Origin of the sequence: Thermogemmatispora sp., assembly GCF_019683635.1 — a bacterium.
In the GTDB taxonomy this organism is placed as follows: Bacteria; Chloroflexota; Ktedonobacteria; order Ktedonobacterales; family Ktedonobacteraceae; genus Thermogemmatispora.
In genome coordinates this window covers 18485-34624 of sequence record NZ_JADGIA010000029.1, presented here as the reverse complement: position 1 = coordinate 34624, position 16140 = coordinate 18485, and the positions used below count along the sequence as shown (strand labels likewise).

The 16140-nt window shown below is 61.9% G+C and carries 16 protein-coding genes; 13 read left to right on the top strand and 3 right to left on the bottom strand.

Annotated features, from left to right (window positions below):
• Nucleotides 1-212 precede the first annotated feature (212 nt).
• A complete protein-coding gene (gene dhaM, locus IRZ31_RS05495) occupies nucleotides 213-674 on the top strand; it encodes a dihydroxyacetone kinase phosphoryl donor subunit DhaM (RefSeq protein WP_297150701.1) in 462 nt (153 codons plus the stop codon).
• A gap of 153 nt (nucleotides 675-827) precedes the next feature.
• A complete protein-coding gene (locus IRZ31_RS05490) occupies nucleotides 828-1160 on the top strand; it encodes an HPr family phosphocarrier protein (protein ID WP_297150698.1) in 333 nt (110 codons plus the stop codon).
• Here IRZ31_RS05490 and IRZ31_RS05485 read toward each other — a convergent pair.
• Nucleotides 1157-1732, bottom strand: a complete 576-nt coding sequence (locus tag IRZ31_RS05485; RefSeq protein WP_297150695.1) for a glycerol-3-phosphate responsive antiterminator — start codon at nucleotides 1730-1732, stop codon at nucleotides 1157-1159. The two genes, IRZ31_RS05490 and IRZ31_RS05485, sit on opposite strands and share 4 nt — an antisense overlap.
• 282 nt (nucleotides 1733-2014) lie before the next feature.
• On the opposite strand from IRZ31_RS05485, the gene IRZ31_RS05480 reads away from it, so the two are divergent.
• The 6 genes from IRZ31_RS05480 (at nucleotide 2015) to IRZ31_RS05455 (ending at nucleotide 8557) form a co-directional block, all read left to right on the top strand.
• Nucleotides 2015-2629, top strand: a complete 615-nt coding sequence (locus IRZ31_RS05480) for a glycerol-3-phosphate responsive antiterminator (RefSeq protein ID WP_297150692.1) — start codon at nucleotides 2015-2017, stop codon at nucleotides 2627-2629.
• A gap of 312 nt (nucleotides 2630-2941) precedes the next feature.
• Complete coding sequence (locus IRZ31_RS05475; RefSeq protein ID WP_297150689.1) at nucleotides 2942-3142, top strand: hypothetical protein; 201 nt, start codon at nucleotides 2942-2944, stop codon at nucleotides 3140-3142.
• Between the two features lie 194 nt (nucleotides 3143-3336).
• A complete protein-coding gene (locus IRZ31_RS05470) occupies nucleotides 3337-5031 on the top strand; it encodes a glycerol-3-phosphate dehydrogenase/oxidase (protein ID WP_297150686.1) in 1695 nt (564 codons plus the stop codon).
• A gap of 482 nt (nucleotides 5032-5513) precedes the next feature.
• Nucleotides 5514-6431: a 1,4-dihydroxy-2-naphthoate octaprenyltransferase gene (gene menA / locus IRZ31_RS05465; RefSeq protein ID WP_297150683.1), complete on the top strand. Its 918-nt coding sequence runs from the start codon at nucleotides 5514-5516 to the stop codon at nucleotides 6429-6431.
• Nucleotides 6432-6495: 64 nt separating this feature from the next.
• A complete protein-coding gene (locus IRZ31_RS05460; RefSeq protein WP_297150680.1) occupies nucleotides 6496-7305 on the top strand; it encodes a class I SAM-dependent methyltransferase in 810 nt (269 codons plus the stop codon).
• A 118-nt stretch (nucleotides 7306-7423) separates the two neighbouring features.
• Complete coding sequence (locus IRZ31_RS05455) at nucleotides 7424-8557, top strand: ATP-binding protein (RefSeq protein WP_297150678.1); 1134 nt, start codon at nucleotides 7424-7426, stop codon at nucleotides 8555-8557.
• Between the two features lie 27 nt (nucleotides 8558-8584).
• Here IRZ31_RS05455 and IRZ31_RS05450 read toward each other — a convergent pair whose 3' ends face one another.
• Together IRZ31_RS05450 and IRZ31_RS05445 are read right to left on the bottom strand one after the other, a co-directional pair.
• Entirely contained in the window at nucleotides 8585-9061 is a 477-nt protein-coding gene (locus IRZ31_RS05450; RefSeq protein WP_297150676.1) for a TIGR03668 family PPOX class F420-dependent oxidoreductase, read from the bottom strand.
• A gap of 107 nt (nucleotides 9062-9168) precedes the next feature.
• Nucleotides 9169-10077: an LLM class F420-dependent oxidoreductase gene (locus IRZ31_RS05445; protein ID WP_297150674.1), complete on the bottom strand. Its 909-nt coding sequence runs from the start codon at nucleotides 10075-10077 to the stop codon at nucleotides 9169-9171.
• A gap of 325 nt (nucleotides 10078-10402) precedes the next feature.
• Here IRZ31_RS05445 and IRZ31_RS05440 point away from each other — a divergent pair, with 325 nt between their 5' ends.
• From IRZ31_RS05440 to IRZ31_RS05420, 5 genes are all read left to right on the top strand, one after another.
• A complete protein-coding gene (locus IRZ31_RS05440; protein WP_297150704.1) occupies nucleotides 10403-11107 on the top strand; it encodes a heme-binding protein in 705 nt (234 codons plus the stop codon).
• Nucleotides 11104-12057 (top strand): hypothetical protein, encoded by a 954-nt coding sequence (locus tag IRZ31_RS05435; RefSeq protein WP_297150672.1) that lies wholly within the window; start codon nucleotides 11104-11106, stop codon nucleotides 12055-12057. Before IRZ31_RS05440 ends, IRZ31_RS05435 begins: the two co-directional genes overlap by 4 nt.
• A gap of 562 nt (nucleotides 12058-12619) precedes the next feature.
• Nucleotides 12620-13693: a 3-deoxy-7-phosphoheptulonate synthase gene (gene aroF / locus IRZ31_RS05430; protein WP_297150671.1), complete on the top strand. Its 1074-nt coding sequence runs from the start codon at nucleotides 12620-12622 to the stop codon at nucleotides 13691-13693.
• A gap of 433 nt (nucleotides 13694-14126) precedes the next feature.
• Complete coding sequence (locus IRZ31_RS05425) at nucleotides 14127-14708, top strand: response regulator (RefSeq protein ID WP_297150669.1); 582 nt, start codon at nucleotides 14127-14129, stop codon at nucleotides 14706-14708.
• A gap of 368 nt (nucleotides 14709-15076) precedes the next feature.
• Complete coding sequence (locus IRZ31_RS05420) at nucleotides 15077-16129, top strand: stage 0 sporulation family protein (protein ID WP_297150667.1); 1053 nt, start codon at nucleotides 15077-15079, stop codon at nucleotides 16127-16129.
• Nucleotides 16130-16140 lie beyond the last annotated feature (11 nt).

The window sequence follows — 16140 nt, the reverse complement described above, 5'->3', positions numbered from 1 at the left end:
GGGAAGACACGAGGAGTATGTGAGAGTGTGAGAGAGCCTCACTTGCACAAGGCGAGTGAGGAGTGGCCTTAGTCGGCCTTGGGGGGAGTGTCGACCCGCTCAGCGGCCAGGCCAGGCCAGGTCAGGTCAGGCTGGGCTGACGGCGCTTCGGAGCTGTGGCAGGCGGCCCAGAGCTGGCCCTCCTCTGTTGCTCATGGCGAGGAGAGTATCCGATGACGGTTGGCTTAGTGATTGTCTCGCATAGTGCACGTCTGGCCGAGGGCGTAGCGGAGCTAGCGGGCCAGATGGCGCAGGGCAAGGTTGTGATTGCGCCGGCAGGGGGCACTGCCGAGGGAGGACTCGGCACCTCGGTTGACAAAATCCTCCAGGCTCTGCGGCAGGCGGCCAGTTCCGAGGGGGTCCTGGTCTTGCTGGATCTCGGCAGTGCTGGCATGGCTGCCGAGATGGCTCTGGAACTCTTCAAGCAAGATCATGATTGCCCGGTGATGATTAGTAGCGCTCCACTAGTGGAAGGGGCGGTAGTGGCCGCTGTGGAAGCCTCGATCGGCAGCCCGTTGCAGGCCGTGGCCGAGGCGGCGGCGGCGGCCACCACCCTGCCGAAATTGCCTTCGACGGAAGGCCAGACAGCCGAGGAGGCGGCCCCCGAAGATGGGTCCACCGGGAACAGAACATGAAGGCCGGCCAGCCTGCTGCTGGAGAGTTTCACGAGCAAACGAAAAGCAAAGCAGCATTTCTCTGAGAGAGCTGCGGCGCGGCCTGGCATGCCAGGCCGCGCTGAGAAAAGCACTCACTGGGCAGAGGTGAGAGGAAGGGAGAAAGAGACGATTATGCCCGTTGTCGAACGCAATCTTGTCATTACCAACAAAGTTGGTCTGCATGCCCGTCCGGCCCGCCTGCTGGTGCAAACTGCGGCCCTCTTTCAGTCGCAGATTTTGCTCCAGTATGGGGCGCAGACGGTCAATGCCAAGAGCATTGTGGGGGTGCTCCGGCTAGGAGCGCGTTGTGGGAGCACGATTCATTTGCGCGCGGAGGGAGAGGACGCTGAGGAGGCGGTGCGTTCTATCGAGGAGCTGGTCCAGCGCAACTTCGACGAGGGAGAAGAAGCGGACAGGTCCCAGGGCGAGAGCACTACTGGCATCTCAAGCGAGGCCCCGGCCTAAGCGGCAGCTTGCCAGAGCTGGCGAGCGCTGCTGCTGATCAGCACGCAGCCAGTTGCCAGCAGGCGGGCCACCTCCTGGGGAGTGCGGATGAAGCCGCCGGCGATGAAGGGGCCGGGGAGGAGCGCGCGCAGGATGCGGGCGAAGTCGGGGAAGATGATTCCCGGGAGCACCTCGATCAAGTCGGGCTGAGCCTGCACGATCTGGCGGATGCAGCTGGCCAGAGCCAACTCTTCGGTCAACAGCAGGGGCTGGATAGTCAGCAGGCCCTCGGCTCTGGCAGCGCCCACCAGTGGGGCACGGCTGGTAATCACTGCGTCAAGGCCGATTTGGCGCAAATAAGCGAGGCCGGCGCGATCCTTGCCGATGCCGGCCAGCAAGTCGAGATGTGCAACGACACCCTTCCCTCGGGCATGGGCCTGCTCAACCAGCGGCTCCAGTGAGAAGGCATCGCCGTGCTGGGCAAAGAGCAGGCTGGCCCGGCTCTCCAGGGCCGGAGACCAGTCCTCCTCTGCCTTAATGGCCGCGGCCACAGGATGGACGCGAGCCAGCCTGAGAAACTCCTCTCTGGTCATTTCGCTCTCATTGTAGCAAAGAAAGCGTGGCGCCTACCAGGGTACGGCTGCCACTTGACAGAAAGTACCTGGGACAGGTATGATTACTTTTGTAAAGGCTGTCCTAACCAGCAGGTACAGCGCAGCGGGGAGGAGGGTCCTTCTCCCCGGTGTGATTGATCATCGCGAATATCGTCCGGACAGAGACTTGAGAAGTCCTGGCGCTGCCACAGATGTGGCAGGCTCAGGACTTTATTGTTTTTCAGGCGTTTGTCCCAGGCACGTGCGAGATGGGTGATGCGTATGCAGTCCGGTGTATCACTGCTCAACCTACCGGCCTCCAGCGTGCTGGTGCCCGTTGTGGAAACCCGCCCGCGCTTTGTGCAAGCGCTGGAGACGCCGGCGGTGCGGGCTATTCTGCTCAGACACTGCAACCTGTTTGAATTCAAGGCACTGGTTGAGCGCGCCCATCGCAACGGCTATGCCCTCTATGTGAATATGGATCACATTGATGGCGTCAATGCCGATTACGCGGGCCTGCGCCACCTTGCGACTCACTTTCACATCCGGGGCGTCATTTCCAGTCACCCCAGAGTGATGGTGCTGGCTCATGAGCTGGGGCTGGAGGCCATCCAGCGTATCTTCGCCGTCGATTCGACTGGGCTGGAGATGGCCCTGGAGTCGGTGGACCGTGGCGTGGTGGATATGCTGGACTTCACTCCGGCGCATGTGGTGCCTTACATTATGCCTGCACTCAGACCAACCCTTGATCTGCCGTATATGGCATCGGGCTTGCTCTATGGGGCGAATCAGTTGCGCGCCGTACTGGCCAGCGGGGTCCGGGCGGTGGCAGTGACTCGCCTCGATCAATGGTTGCCCGTGCTCAGCGCCTGTAGCTCATCGGCAGAAACGCACTGAGGTGGGTTGGTCGAGCGAGATAGACGCTTGCTCGGCCCATCTCTTCCTCCTCGCTCGCTGATTCGCTTGCGCCACCTGCTGGCTGGATACCTGACCCTAGACAGAGATCGGATCGATCGGATCGACTCAGCGTTGAAGGGTGCTCGCTGCCGTCGCCGGAGCCATTGGGGAAGTGCGCTTGTTCCACTCCGCTCCGCCGGCATATACCGGCCAGAGAGGAGAGCTGCGCGGCGTCCGCGATCGAAGGGTGTTCCGGCAAGGCGGGGTAGGGCTGGCGTGGCCTGGCCCACCAGGTAAGCCGGGAATGGCATCATGATGAGCAGTCTACTCTACATCCTGAAGACCCTGCCAGCCGCTGGTCGGCTGAGCGAGCGGCTCGCTTGCCTGCTGGATGAAGAAGACAGAGGTCTCTCTATGGTGGTGGGTGAGCCGAAGGGGCCTTACTCAGGGCAGCGTGCCTGGCTCATGGCAGCGAAGGCGACGGCGGAAATGGCGCAGAGTGGAGTCGCCTGAAGTCGGTCGGTCCATCTTTGACGGCCCCCACTGGCTCGCTTGCAAGCGGGCTGGTGGGGCAATGTGCGTACGCTGGCTGGCGCTGGGGGCTGATCCTGTTCAGGTGGCGTGGTGGCCATCTGAGCAAGCGCCGCCAGCAGCGGACGTGGCTCGGCCCCAGGCCGGCGCTGGCCAGATCTCTACAGATGGGAGCCATGCAATTGCTATCAGCAACCACACGCCGTCAAAACCTCAGCGCATTGCAGCAGGAGCGTTTCGACGTTCTGGTCATTGGGGGCGGAGTGACCGGTGCCGGTGTCGCTCTGGAGGCGGCAGTGCGCGGCTACCGCGTTGCCCTGGTCGAGAAGGCCGACTTTGCCGGCGGCACCAGCAGCAAATCGACCAAACTGGTTCACGGCGGAATACGCTATCTGCCCAATTTTGATTTCCCGCTGGTGCACGAAAGCCTGGTTGAGCGTGGCCTGCTGCTACACAATGCCCCCTTTCTGGTGCAGCCGCTGGCCTTTGTGCTGCCGCTCTATCGCGGAGACCGCCATCCGGTAGGTATTCCCTTCACCACACCTGGAGGGGTAGGTTTGAGCGCTGTGCTCGACGTCGGCCTGACGCTCTACGATCTGATGGCGGGTCGCTACGGTATCGCGCGTCATCGGCGCTTGAGCCGCCAGGAGGTGCTGGGCTATGCCCCTGACCTGGTGAGCACCAGTCTCAAAGGTGGTTTCTTGTACTACGATGCCCAGACCAATGATGCCCGTCTGACCATGACCCTCATTCGCACCGCCGCCCGCTATGGCGCTGTCATTGCCAACTACTGTGAGGTGGTGGGCCTCCAGCTTGAGCAGGGGCGCGTCTGTGGGGCGTGTGTGCGCGATGCAGTGGATGGGGACGAGATCACGGTTCAGGCGCGCCATGTGGTCAACGCCACGGGTGTCTTCGCCGAACGCGTCGAGGCCCTCTGTGGGCTGAGGCCGAAGGTCAGCATCGAGCCAAGCAAGGGCGTCCACCTGATCTTTTCGCGCGAGGATCTGCATGTGGGCGAGGCCGCCATCGTGTTGCCCGAGACTGAAGATCGCCGTATTCTCTTCGTTGTCCCCTGGCAGTCGCGCGTTATCGTCGGTACTACAGATACTGGCTCTGGCGACCTCGATCATCCCTTGCCAGATACCTCTGATATCTCCTACCTGCTGAAGCATCTCAACCGCTACCTATCGCTCCGCTTGACGCAAGAGCAGATCATCAGCAGCTATGCCGGCTATCGTCCGCTCTTCAAGCCGCGTGAGCAGGGCGGCAGCGACACGGCGCGCCTCTCGCGGACGCATGCCGTGCTGGAGAACGAGGCTGGTCTGGTGACGATTGTGGGCGGCAAGCTGACGACCTATCGTCGTATGGCTCAGGATACCGTGGATCGCCTTGACGAGCGCGATGGGCGCCAGCTCCGCCATCCAACGCTGCATCTGCGCCTGGCCGGCAGCGAGGACTGGTCTCTGGCGCGACCTGAGCTTGAACGGCAGGCGGCTGCCGCTGGCCTGGCGAACGATATTATCGCTCACCTGTTGCAGAGCTATGGCACCGAGACACGCAAGATTCTGGAACTGGTGGCCGACGAGCCGGCACTGGCCCAGCGCCTCGTAGCTGATCTGCCCTATATCCGCGCCGAGGTTGTCTACGCCTGCCGCTACGAGATGGCTATGACGCCTGCCGATGTGCTGGCCCGCCGCACCTCGCTGATCCTGGAGGACCGACAGCGTGGCCTGCAGGCCCTGGAGACGGTCGCCTCGCTGATGGCACGCGAGCACGGCTGGTCCTCCGACCAGGTGCAGCGCCTCAAAGATGCCTATCGCCAGGAGGTCGAACGCCAGCTTGCCGCCGAAGAGACGCGCCTGAGTGCTTAAGGGGTCGCGGGGTCATGCTGGTGACAGCTTCCCCGCGACCACAATTGCCGCCGCTCTTTGTCTCCGCTGCTGGCTCGAACCTGCTTATGCCCCTCTGCTCTCCCCCTCCTCTCGCCCTGGCCGGGCATAACAGAAGGAAGGCCCGCCCCCGCGGTGGTGCTGGCCTGGTCGGTCAGGGCCGGAAACGCCGCCGGCCTGTTCTTCCTTGCTCTGTCCCGCTTCTGTCTGGCCGAAAACTGTTTGACGTTTTCCTGCTGGCGCACTATCCTTAATTATGAGGATGAGGTGAAGAAAGTAGCCTGCCTCTGCCTTGCTCCGTCAGGCGCCTGCGGGTCCGGCTGCCCTGCCATGCGCTGACCTGGTTACTACGCTACCTCTCTGCTTTCTCCGCCTGGGTTGGAACAGAGGAGAGTCAGCGAGAGAGGAGGACCAGGAGGGACGGAGGCAACCAGGCAGAGAGCCATACAAGGGGGAAACACGACGTGCCAGCCTCCTGGAAAGACTGGAAGATCTGGGTTAAGAACGCTCGCCCTTTTTCGCTGACGGCTACCGTGAGTCCGCTGCTGGTTGGTACAGCGGTGGCCGCTTATGAGGGCACCTTTCGCCCCGGGCCTTTCGTGCTGGCTCTGCTCGCGGGTCTTTTCCTGCAGATCGGCACTAACTACTTTAACGAATATTTCGACTATCGCTATGGCCTCGATAGCCCGCAATCGCTCGGTGCCAGCACCGTCATCTTTCGCGGCGAGATGACGGCGGGCCAGGTCTTGGGCGGCGGCGTTGCCTGTTTTGTGCTGGCTGCCTTGCTCGGTCTGGTGCTTGTTGTGCTCTGCGGACCGGCTATCTTGCTCTTTGGCCTCATTGGAATGGTTATCGCCTATTTTTACAGTGCCAGACCGTTTCAGCTGGCAGCGCGTGGCCTGGGTGATCCGCTTGTCTACATCGCAATGGGCTTTCTGATGACTTGGGGCGCCTACTACGTGCAAATCCCGCGCTGGTCGTGGGCGGCCTTTGCCGCGAGCGTGCCGGTGGGCTTTCTGGTCACGGCCATTCTCAATATGAACAACATTCGCGATTACGAAGAGGATCGGGCCGTGCGCAAGCTGACCCTGCCTGTACGTCTGGGTCAGACCTTCGCTCGCCGCTATCATGCCGTGCTCGTAGTTGGCAGCTATCTGGCTGTGAGCCTCTTCGCTCTGGTCGGCCTGCTGCCGCTGCACACCCTGATCGTCTGGATCAGTTTCCCGCTGGCTTTTATCAATGTACGCTCCGTGCTCGGCGCCCGCGAACGCGCCGCCTTTATTGTTGGTTTCAAGCGCACCGCCGCTTTGCACCTGCAGTTTGGCCTGCTGCTGGCTCTGGGGATCACCGCCGCAGCTTTGCTGCGCCCGCTTGGTCTCTAAGTCGAAGTCGGAGCGAAGGAAGACGGGGTAGCTGCTGCCGCCCTGGATTGGAGATGAGGAAGGCATGGAAAAACCTGTGATGGGGGATAGCGTTCTGGAAGAGTCCTTTAGGCGCGCTGGAGGAAAACGCTCCTATGTCCAGCGTCTCTTTGCGCGCATCGCGCGCGTCTACGATCTCCTCAATCGCCTTATGAGCCTGGGCCTCGACCGCCGCTGGCGAGCCTTTGCCGCTCGCTGCCTGGCGTTGGGGCCAGGCGAGATCGGGCTGGACCTGGGGGCAGGCACAGCGGATCTGGCCATTGCCGTCATCCGCCAGGCCGGGCCAGGGGCGCGCATGATCGGTATGGACATCACGCCCGAAATGCTCGATCTGGGGCGGCGCAAGCTGGTGCGCCTGGGATTGCAGGATCGCATCGAGCTGCGTGTGGGCGATGCCGAGCACATCGATCTGCCGGACAACAGCGTCGATGGCTGCTGCTCCGCCTTCATGATGCGTAACGTCACCGATCTACGCCAGGCCCTGCGTGAGATGCTGCGCGTCGTGCGACCTGGCGGGCGCATGGTCTGTCTGGAGATCAGCCATCCGCCTGGTAAGCTGCTCGGCTCACTCTTTCACTTATACTTTTACCGCATCGCGCCCCTCTTTGGCGCCATCATCGGCAAAGCTGCCGAAGAGTATCGCTATCTGCCACGCTCGTTGACGCACTTTCCTGACGCGCCGACCCTTAAGACCATTATGGAAGAGGTGGGTTGGAGCGAGGTGCGTTTTCATCGCCTGAACGGCGGCATCGTTGCCGTGCACGTTGCCACCAAGCCGGTCCCTGAGAGTGAGAGCGGGGCGAGCGCGGGCGGAGCAGACCGGCCTTCGGCATAAGGCGGGCCAGAGCGCCAGGGGGCAGACGGGTGAGCAGACGGCATGGCCGACGAGGCCCATAGCTAACCAACCCTGGTGGTTGATTGGTTTGGTGATGCTGCGAAGCGAGGAAAGAGCCTTGACAGAGCACACGACAGCCGAGAAGGCAACAGGCATCAACTATCGTCACTTCTTCCTGCAGCTGCTGGAGGCTGCACCCTGGCCGGTACTCGTCATCGATCGCGCCCTGACCATCCGCTATTACAACCGCCATGTCTGCAGCCTCTTTGGAGTAACGGGGTCGCTGCAGAAGGTCAAGCTTGATCAGCTCATCACCAGCGCCGCCATGATCCAGCTGGTGCGAGAGAGCATAGCCAGTCAGCGGCCCCAGAGCGCTGAATTCAACGAAGGCCCCTCTGGACCCTGCTGGAAAGTCTCGGTCACGCCCTTGGAGCATCACAAGCCTCCAGCGGGTCAGGAGAGGCTGCGTGAGTACCACTACTTTGCCGTGGCTATCGAGGACCTTACCGAGCTGCGGCGCCTGGAGCGCGTCCGCCGCGACTTCGTGGCTAACATCTCGCACGAGCTGCGCACCCCGCTCGCCTCGGTGCGGCTGCTGGCTGAGACTCTGGAAGATACCATCGAGACCGACCCGGAGCAGGCGCAGGTCTTTGTCGAACGCATCGAAAAAGAGGTCCAGTATCTCACCTCGCTCGTCTCCGAGCTGCTGGAGTTATCGCGCATCGAATCGGGCCAGCTACCGATGGTCATCGAGCCGGTTGAAGCACAGCAGCTGGTGCGCGAGGGTATGGCGCGTCTGTTACCTCAAGCCCAGCGCCATCGTGTCAGGCTGAGGACAGAGATTCGCGACGGGCAGGTTCTGGTGGCTGCCGACAGCAAGCAGATCGGGCGCGTGCTTGTCAATCTCATTCACAACGCCATCAAATTCACGCCCTCGGGCGGCGAGGTCGTCGTGGGGACCTTTGCCGAGCCAGATGGCTGTAGCCAGCGCTTCTTTGTGCGCGATACGGGGGTTGGCATTCGGCCCGAGGACCTGCCACGTATCTTTGAGCGCTTCTACAAGGTCGATCGCTCGCGTTCCAAGTTCGACTATCTTGGCGCAGGCGGTGGTGGTAGCGGTCTGGGCCTGGCCATTGCCCGTCACATCGTCGAGGCTCACGGCGGACGCATCTTTGCCGAGAGCACGGTCGGCCAGGGTAGCACCTTCTTTTTCACCCTGCCGGTCGCCCGTGCCGAGCGCTCGACCCGCTGACCCTGATCGCCACCTGCCTGTCCCTGCTCAGGACTGCTCCGTCTCGGTAGAGCTGCGAGCCGGGGCTAGCCCTGGTCCCCAGGAGGTCACCGCACGCGGCGTCAGCATAATCACCGGCAACTGCTCCAGGGCCATCCGCTGATACTGGGGATAGCGCGCGCGTAGCAGCGCCACGGCCTGCTGCTGCCGCTCATCGCCTGGCTGCAACAGCTGAGCCTCCCCCTCGACCAGCACATAACCAAGGCGCGACCAGTCATCCTCATAGTGATCGATCAGCAAGGCCGCCTCGGGCCGCGCCTCGATATTGCGCACTCGACGCAGCTGCGTGGCTGCCACCCGCTTCGGTTTCTCATCGAGCGGCGTGTAGAAACACCGGCCATCAAAGGCGTAGCAGACCGGCACGAGATGGGGATGGCCTGCCGCATCTGCTGTGGCCAGGCGCGCCACTCGCTGCCCAAGCACAAAGCGTCGCTCCTCTTCTGTCAGCACAGCACGTTTGCTCATAGAGCGCTTCCTCTCTCCCCTCGCCGTTTGTGGCCTCTTCTATTCGCTCAGCGCCGGCGACGGACCCATCTGCCCAGGTCGTGACCTGGGCAGGAAGGTGGCCGTCGTCAGCGACCGGCCACCGCAATTTTCTCTACCTGGGGCACAATCTCGGTTGCCAGCAGCTCAAACGGCTCCAGCTCATGAACATTGGGCAGGTTAAAGATTGCTTGATCGATGCCCAGCTCGGCCAATCCGCCGAAGAAGTCCACGGCAGCGGCGGGCGAGAGCGTACCATGACGGCCATCGCGGGACAGGCGCAGACTGCTCAGGGTCGTCTTCTCGATCTGCTCATAAGGGCGACCAATGGCCTCGCAGTGCTCGCGCAGCACCTCCAGCTTATGCTGCAGCTGCTCCCTGCCGCCATAGGCGAACAGGTTGCAGGCATCGGCGTAGCGAGCCACCAGGCGCAGTGTCTTGCGCTCACCGCCACCACCGATCAGGATTGGCGGATGAGGCTGTTGGACGGGACGCGGCGAGTTCAAGGGACGTTCGAGCTGGTAGTGCTTCCCCCGAAATGGACGCTCATCGCCAGCCCACATCTGTAGCGCGATCTGCAGCGTCTCCTCCAGACGCTCGAAGCGCTCGGCCAGGGGCGGGAAAGGCACCCCCAGGCCGCGATGCTCCTCCTCGTACCAGGCGGCGCCAATCCCGAAATAGCTGCGCCCATGCGAGAGCACGTCAAGGGTGGTGGCCGTCTTCACCAGGAGGCCGGGATGGCGGTAGGTCACTCCGGTGACCAGCGTCCCCAGGCGGATGCGATTCGTCCGACCGGCGGCGAAAGCCAGGGCCGACCAGCCCTCCAGCATCTCATGCTCGGCTGGCCCCACCACCGGAATCTGGAAGAAATGATCCATAACCCAGAGGCTGTAGAGGCCAGCTCGCTCAGCTCGTTCGGCAATGAGGGCAAAAGTATCGCCGAGAGCGCCCTGTTCTGTAGGCCAGGTAAAGTTTGGTACCTGGAGACCCAAACGCATATCAGTAGCTACCTCCTTAACATTAGCGAGCGTACGAGACAGACTTACTTTATTATAGTAAGTATGATCCAGACGGAGTGCGGCGTGCTGAGCAGGATGGCGGAGCCGGAGGCGGGCAGATGGCGCGTCAAAGGAGCTGTAAATTTCTATCTATTGCACCGTCTAAACGAGTGCGGTACAATGAGCGCAATGCAATGGAGACTGGGGATGGTCCCGGCTAAAGCAGCAGAATAGGCACCAGAGGATATACTGGAAGCGGACGGAGGCTGCTGGCGAGCGAAGAGAGCCGGCCTGCTGGTGTCAAGGAGGAGCGAACCGCGTGAGCATGACAGTTGAGATTGCGCGCCGAATTGCGGAAGCGTGCAAGCAGCGCGCCAGAGAATTACGCAGTCCTGTCAGCATAGCGATCGTCGATGCTGGCGGACATTTAGTCTTGTTTGAGCGCATGATGGCACCGTATGGCTGGGCCACAGCCAACATCAGCATAGCCAAAGCTACCACGGCAGTGATGTTCAATCAGCCGACAGACGCTGTTGCCCAGTGGGGGGCGGCCATTCCGGGTTTTGCATCCAGCCTGGCGGCGATGACTCAGGGACGCTTTATCATGGCAGCCGGTGGCTGGCCGATTCGTCTTGGAGGTGCCACCATTGGAGGAATAGGGATCAGTGGGGGCAATGCGCCGGGGCGTGATGACGAAATTGCGCGTGCCGGTTTGGCGGCCCTGGAAGCTCTGGCCCCCGCGCTTGCGCCGCAGCCCCAGCCGCAGCCTCAGTTCCAGCCTGCTGGAGCCGTTCCCCCAGCTCAACTATTCCTACAGCCTTCCCTGGCCTATCCGGCCAGTGCGCCCAGCTCAGCCAGTGCTCTCCAGGAGCTGGCTGGCGCGGCCAATGCTGCCGACTATGCTCTTCACGAGCAGCCTGCTGTCCAGCAGGCCGCCAGCGAGAATGAGATGGGTGGGCAGCGCAGTGAACAGATTCCACAGAGCGATGATGCGACCTTGCGGAAACACCTTGCGGGAGGTCCCTCATGACCCGTGATGCCGACCAGCGCCCGACTAATCCCCGGCGGCAGCGCCCGCTGCTGGTGATCTCCAGCAGCTCCACTACCGCCGCTGACCGGCAGTCCGACCAGCCAGCCGAGGGAGAGACTCAGCAGACGCAGCAGACACCAGCCCGGGCAGAGGAGCAGACTTCTTCTTCTTCCTCTGCCGCCTCCAGAGCGGGAGGCGCAGCTAGCGCGAGCAGTGCCCGACGCCAGCCCGGCTTTTTCGCCTCGGTCTCGCAAACCGCCAGTGAGCAGGGGCAATCGGAGCACCAGCAATCGCCGACTGATGCGGGCAAAATGCGCCTCTGGCGAGCTTTGCGTCTGCGCCAGGGACAGCGCCCCGAAGGCGACTCTGGCGGCGCAGAGCGTGCCAGCAAGAAGGCTGGTGAGGCAGCGACCAAGGGGCAGCAGCAGAAGGTCGTTCGGAATATGTCAAAAACGCAGGCTCCGTCGGAGACGGCCACTGCCGCCCGCGGTGCCGCGGCCAGAAGCGGCGGGCAGTCAGCAAGCAACACGACTGCTCAGACAAATCGCCCGCTCCTGAAATCACGCCACTTTCTGGGTCTTTTCATCTATATCTTTGCTGCTACCCTGCTGCAGATACCGCTGGCTTATATCACGCCGGCCTTACATCTAAACCAGGTACTGCTCCAATTCTCAATCGGCAGCTTCCCGGTAGTCATTACTCATGCTCTTGTAATCTATCTGGTCTTGCTCGTTGCCCTGCTGATTGTTTTGAACCAGTTCGACCTGTTGCCTTCCTTTGGCCGGACAGCAGAGGCAAGCCGCAGGAGTGCCTCCCAGGGGAGCAGCAGTCGAAGCAAGGCCGCTGCTGGAGCAAAGGGGAAAGAGACCAGCAAAGGCGAGCACGATCATCTCTACGAAGACTATCGTGATCTGCGACGTTACCTGCGCCGGCGTGCGCGCAAGCGCTAGCCCTGACCGCGTTCGTCGTGGCTGAGGATCGTTGGCCTCTGGCCTGGTCGGACCTTTGGGCACTGGCCTTGACAGCCGGGCTAATTGTGCCTATACTTCTCCTACAGAAGACTATTCGAGTGGCGGCGGAAATCCGCCCTCAGCCTGATTCTCAGGAAGTGGCGCGCGAGTGCGCCACAAACGCAAGCTCTGCACGGCACGTGAGCGCGTCGTCAGGCGCGCGGCGTGGCAGCAAAGCAAGAAGCAGAAGAAGGATAGACGATCTGATGCTCAGCAAGCCCTGGCAACCACAACTGCAACTTCAGCAGTCTGCAGAGGCGCGCTTCTGGCAGAGCCAGCGCGCTATGGTTGCCTGTGCTTTTTATTATTACTTTTACTTTAGCCCTCCAGCATGCTGGTGGGCCGCTTCAGGCTGAGCTGAGCAGAACCACCTAATCCGTGCAGATCCCCAGCATGCTGGAGTAAGCAGAGGCGAAAAACCTCTGCTTTTTTATTTCCCTGGAATCTTGCCCTGTCTGGGAGCATGCAGTCAGGAGTTCAGGAGAAAGGAACGGACAGCTGTATGATCATCGTCATTGATGCACAGGCCAACCAGGATGAACGCGCCGCCTTATTGGCGCTTGTAGAGCGGGTAGCCGGTCATCGGCGACCTGTTGCCACCACCTGTATCGGGGAGAGCGAGGTCATTGCTATCGATCAGGCTGCCCTCGATACCCAGGCCCTGGATGCCATCCGCCACCAACCCGCTGTCGCCCAGATCCTTACCCCCACCACTCCCTACCAGCTCGTCAGCCGTCACTTCAAAGCCAGCCCCAGCCGCATCGTCGTAGGAGATGCCCGCCACTGTGATCCCGTCATTATCGGTGGGGAGCAGGCCATGCCGGTCATCATGGCCGGGCCCTGCGCCGTCGAGAGCCGCGAGCAGCTCCTGGAGACGGCGCGGGCCGTCAAGGAAGCCGGCGCGACGGTTCTGCGCGGCGGGGCCTTCAAACCGCGTACCTCGCCCTATCAGTTCCAGGGGCTCGGCATCGAGGGCTTGCGTCTGCTGGCCGAAGCCCGTCAGGAGACAGGCTTGCCAGTGATTACTGAGGTCATGGAGCCGGAGATGGTGGAGGTCGTGGCGGACTATGCCGACATCCTGCAGATCGGGGCCCGCAACATGCAGAACTTCCCCTTGTTGCAGGCCGTGGGCCGACGGGGGCGAGGAAAAGCAGTGATGCTCAAGCGTGGCCTCTCCGCCACCATTGATGAATGGCTGCTAGCCGCCGAATACATTGTCGCTGCTGGCAATCCCAACGTCATCCTCTGCGAGCGCGGCGTGCGTAGCTTTGACCCGCAGACCCGCAACCTGCTCGACCTCGCCTGTGTCCCGCTGCTACACGAGCTAACTCACCTGCCAGTGATCGTCGATCCCAGCCATGCCACCGGGCGGCGCGAACTGGTGCCCACGATGGCCCGTGCGGGCATCGCCGCGGGCGCCGAGGGCCTGATCCTGGAGGTCCATCCCGATCCGAACAGCGCCCTCTGCGACGGTCGCCAGTCCATCACGCCGGCTGAGCTGCGCACGATCGTCTATGAAGCGCGTCTGATGGTCCAGATCATGCAGGACGCCGACAGGCTATCGCAGGTGGCCTGACAGCCAGTGCGAGCTGCCGGGTACCCGGCAGCCTCCACCTCCGATGGCGACGCCGCCAGCGCAGGCAAGGAGGGGAGAAGAAGGAGCAAGACCGCCCGCCTCGAACGGCGGCCTGTGGCAGGAGCTGCAGAGCATAGGGGTGCGATGAGGCGCCCTTTTTTTATGAGGCATGAGCCGGCGTGGCAGGGGGGGACAGAGCCGGGTGAGCGAGTGGGGAGAGGTTCGCGGCAAGACTGGGAGTGCAAAGAACTGGCAGAAAACTCTATCTCGACTCTTATCAAACACCTGTGGTATACTCTTTGTTACAAGCCAGAGAGCACGGGGCAAAGACCGGGAGACGGTCATTGCGTCTGTGCTAGCGGCCAGGTCGAATTATGTCGTTTGAGAAGTTGCAAGTCTGGTTTGTTTGAAGTCATACCGACAGGATACGAGCATGCCAACACGTGTGATCATTGCCGATGATGAACCCATTCAACGCATGGACCTGAAAGATGTCCTCACCAAGCAGGGCTACCTGGTCATTGGTGAGGCCGGTGACGGGCAGAGCGCTGTGAACCTGGCTCGCGAATTGCGCCCGGACCTGGTGATCATGGATATTCGCATGCCCGATATGGACGGCATCGCTGCCGCCGAGATTCTGACGCAGGAACGCATCGCGCCGGTGCTGCTGCTGACCGCCTTTGGCGATCAACCGCTGGTCGAGCGTGCGAAGCAGGCTGGTGTCGTGAATTATATCGTGAAGCCACTGCGCGAGAGCGAGGTGGCCCCGGCCATCGAGGTGGCACTCGCCCGCTACAACGAGTTCCGCGCGATGGAGGGGAAGGCGAAGGAGCTGAGCGAGCAGCTGGAGACGCGCAAGGTGGTGGAGCGGGCCAAGGGGCTGCTGATGCAGCGCTATGGCCTGTCTGAGCCGGAGGCTTTCCGTAAGATCCAGAAGGCCAGCATGAACAATCGCAAGTCGATGCGCGAGGTGGCGGAGGCCATCCTGCTGACGAACGAAATCAACGAGATGTAGCCTGGTCTACCGGTCGAGCCGCTTGCTGGCTGGGCTGATCTGCAAGCTGGCGCCACTCGGGCTGGCTTTGCGCTGCCTGTAGGGAGCGGCAAGCGAGCGAGCTGGTGGAAGAAGTACGAGAGCAGAGCGAACAGAGAAGGCTCTAGTTGGGGGCGGCATTGCCGCCGTCCCCTTTCCCTCTGGGTTGTCCTCGTTGCGCGTCCCGTGAGGTCGCGTCGGTTTAGGGAGAGCCAGCTGTTTGTCCCGTCCGCCACCTCTCTCCGGGGCCAGGGCGCCGGGCGAGGCGCGTCGGCAAGGCGAGAGCGAGAGGGAGAGAAGCAGAAGCAGCCGAGATAAAGGAAAGAGAAGAAGGGCATCAGACGGGAGCGATGCAGCCGACAGTTTCTGCTACTGAGAACGTTGTGACGGTTGTCGGTATCCGGTTCCGTCCCGCCGGGCGCATTTATTATTTCGATCCCCAGGGACAAACCTATCGCACAGGCCAATATGTGATCGTCGAGACGGTGCGTGGGGTGGAGGCGGGCCGCGTAGTGATCCCCGCAAAAAAGGTGGCAGAAAGCGAGCTGAGCGACCCCCTGAAACCTGTGCTCCGCCTGGCAACCGAGGAAGAGCTGCGCATGATGCTCTCCTACAAGAGTAAGGAGAAGGAGGCGCTGGTCCGCTGTGCGCAGCGTATCGCTCAGCACAAGCTTCCTATGAAATTGGTGGAGGCGGAGTATACTTTTGATGGGAGCCGTTTGACGTTCTATTTTACCTCGGATGAGCGCGTCGACTTTCGTGCCCTGGTACGCGATCTGGCAGCTACCTTTCGCACGCGCATCGAACTGCGTCAGATCGGTGCGCGCGATCAGGCCAAGCTTCAGGGCGGCGTTGGTCCCTGCGGCAAGACGCTCTGCTGCAGCTCCTGGATCAGTGATTTCGGCATCATCTCGATCAAGATGGCCAAGGAGCAGGGGCTGCCCCTTAATCCGGCCAAGATTTCGGGAGTCTGTGGCCGTTTGCTCTGTTGCCTGTCCTACGAGAATGAGAACTATATTCAGGCCAAGAAGCGTATGCCGCAGATCGGGACAATCCTGGAGACGCCCAGCGGACCCGGCAAGGTGGTTTCGATCAATGTGCCCAAGGAAACGGTCGAGGTCATGCTGGAGAGCGGGGCAACGATCCAGATTCCTGTTCCCCAGCAGCAAGAGCCAGACCCCGGCCCAGGTTCAGGGCGTGCCTCATCCGTAGGTGGCGGTTGTTGCCAGACCTGCCGACTGAATCCCCACCGTCAGGAGGAGCCTGCGGCTTCCAGCGCTCGTGCCGGCTGTAGCTGTGGTAGCTCGGGCGCTGGCCCTTGTCCGCGCTGCGGCTCCCAGGGTGGGTGCAGGTCGGGCTGCAGCACCAGCAATACAACTACCAATCAGCAACGGGCGGATTAACTTCTTCAGGT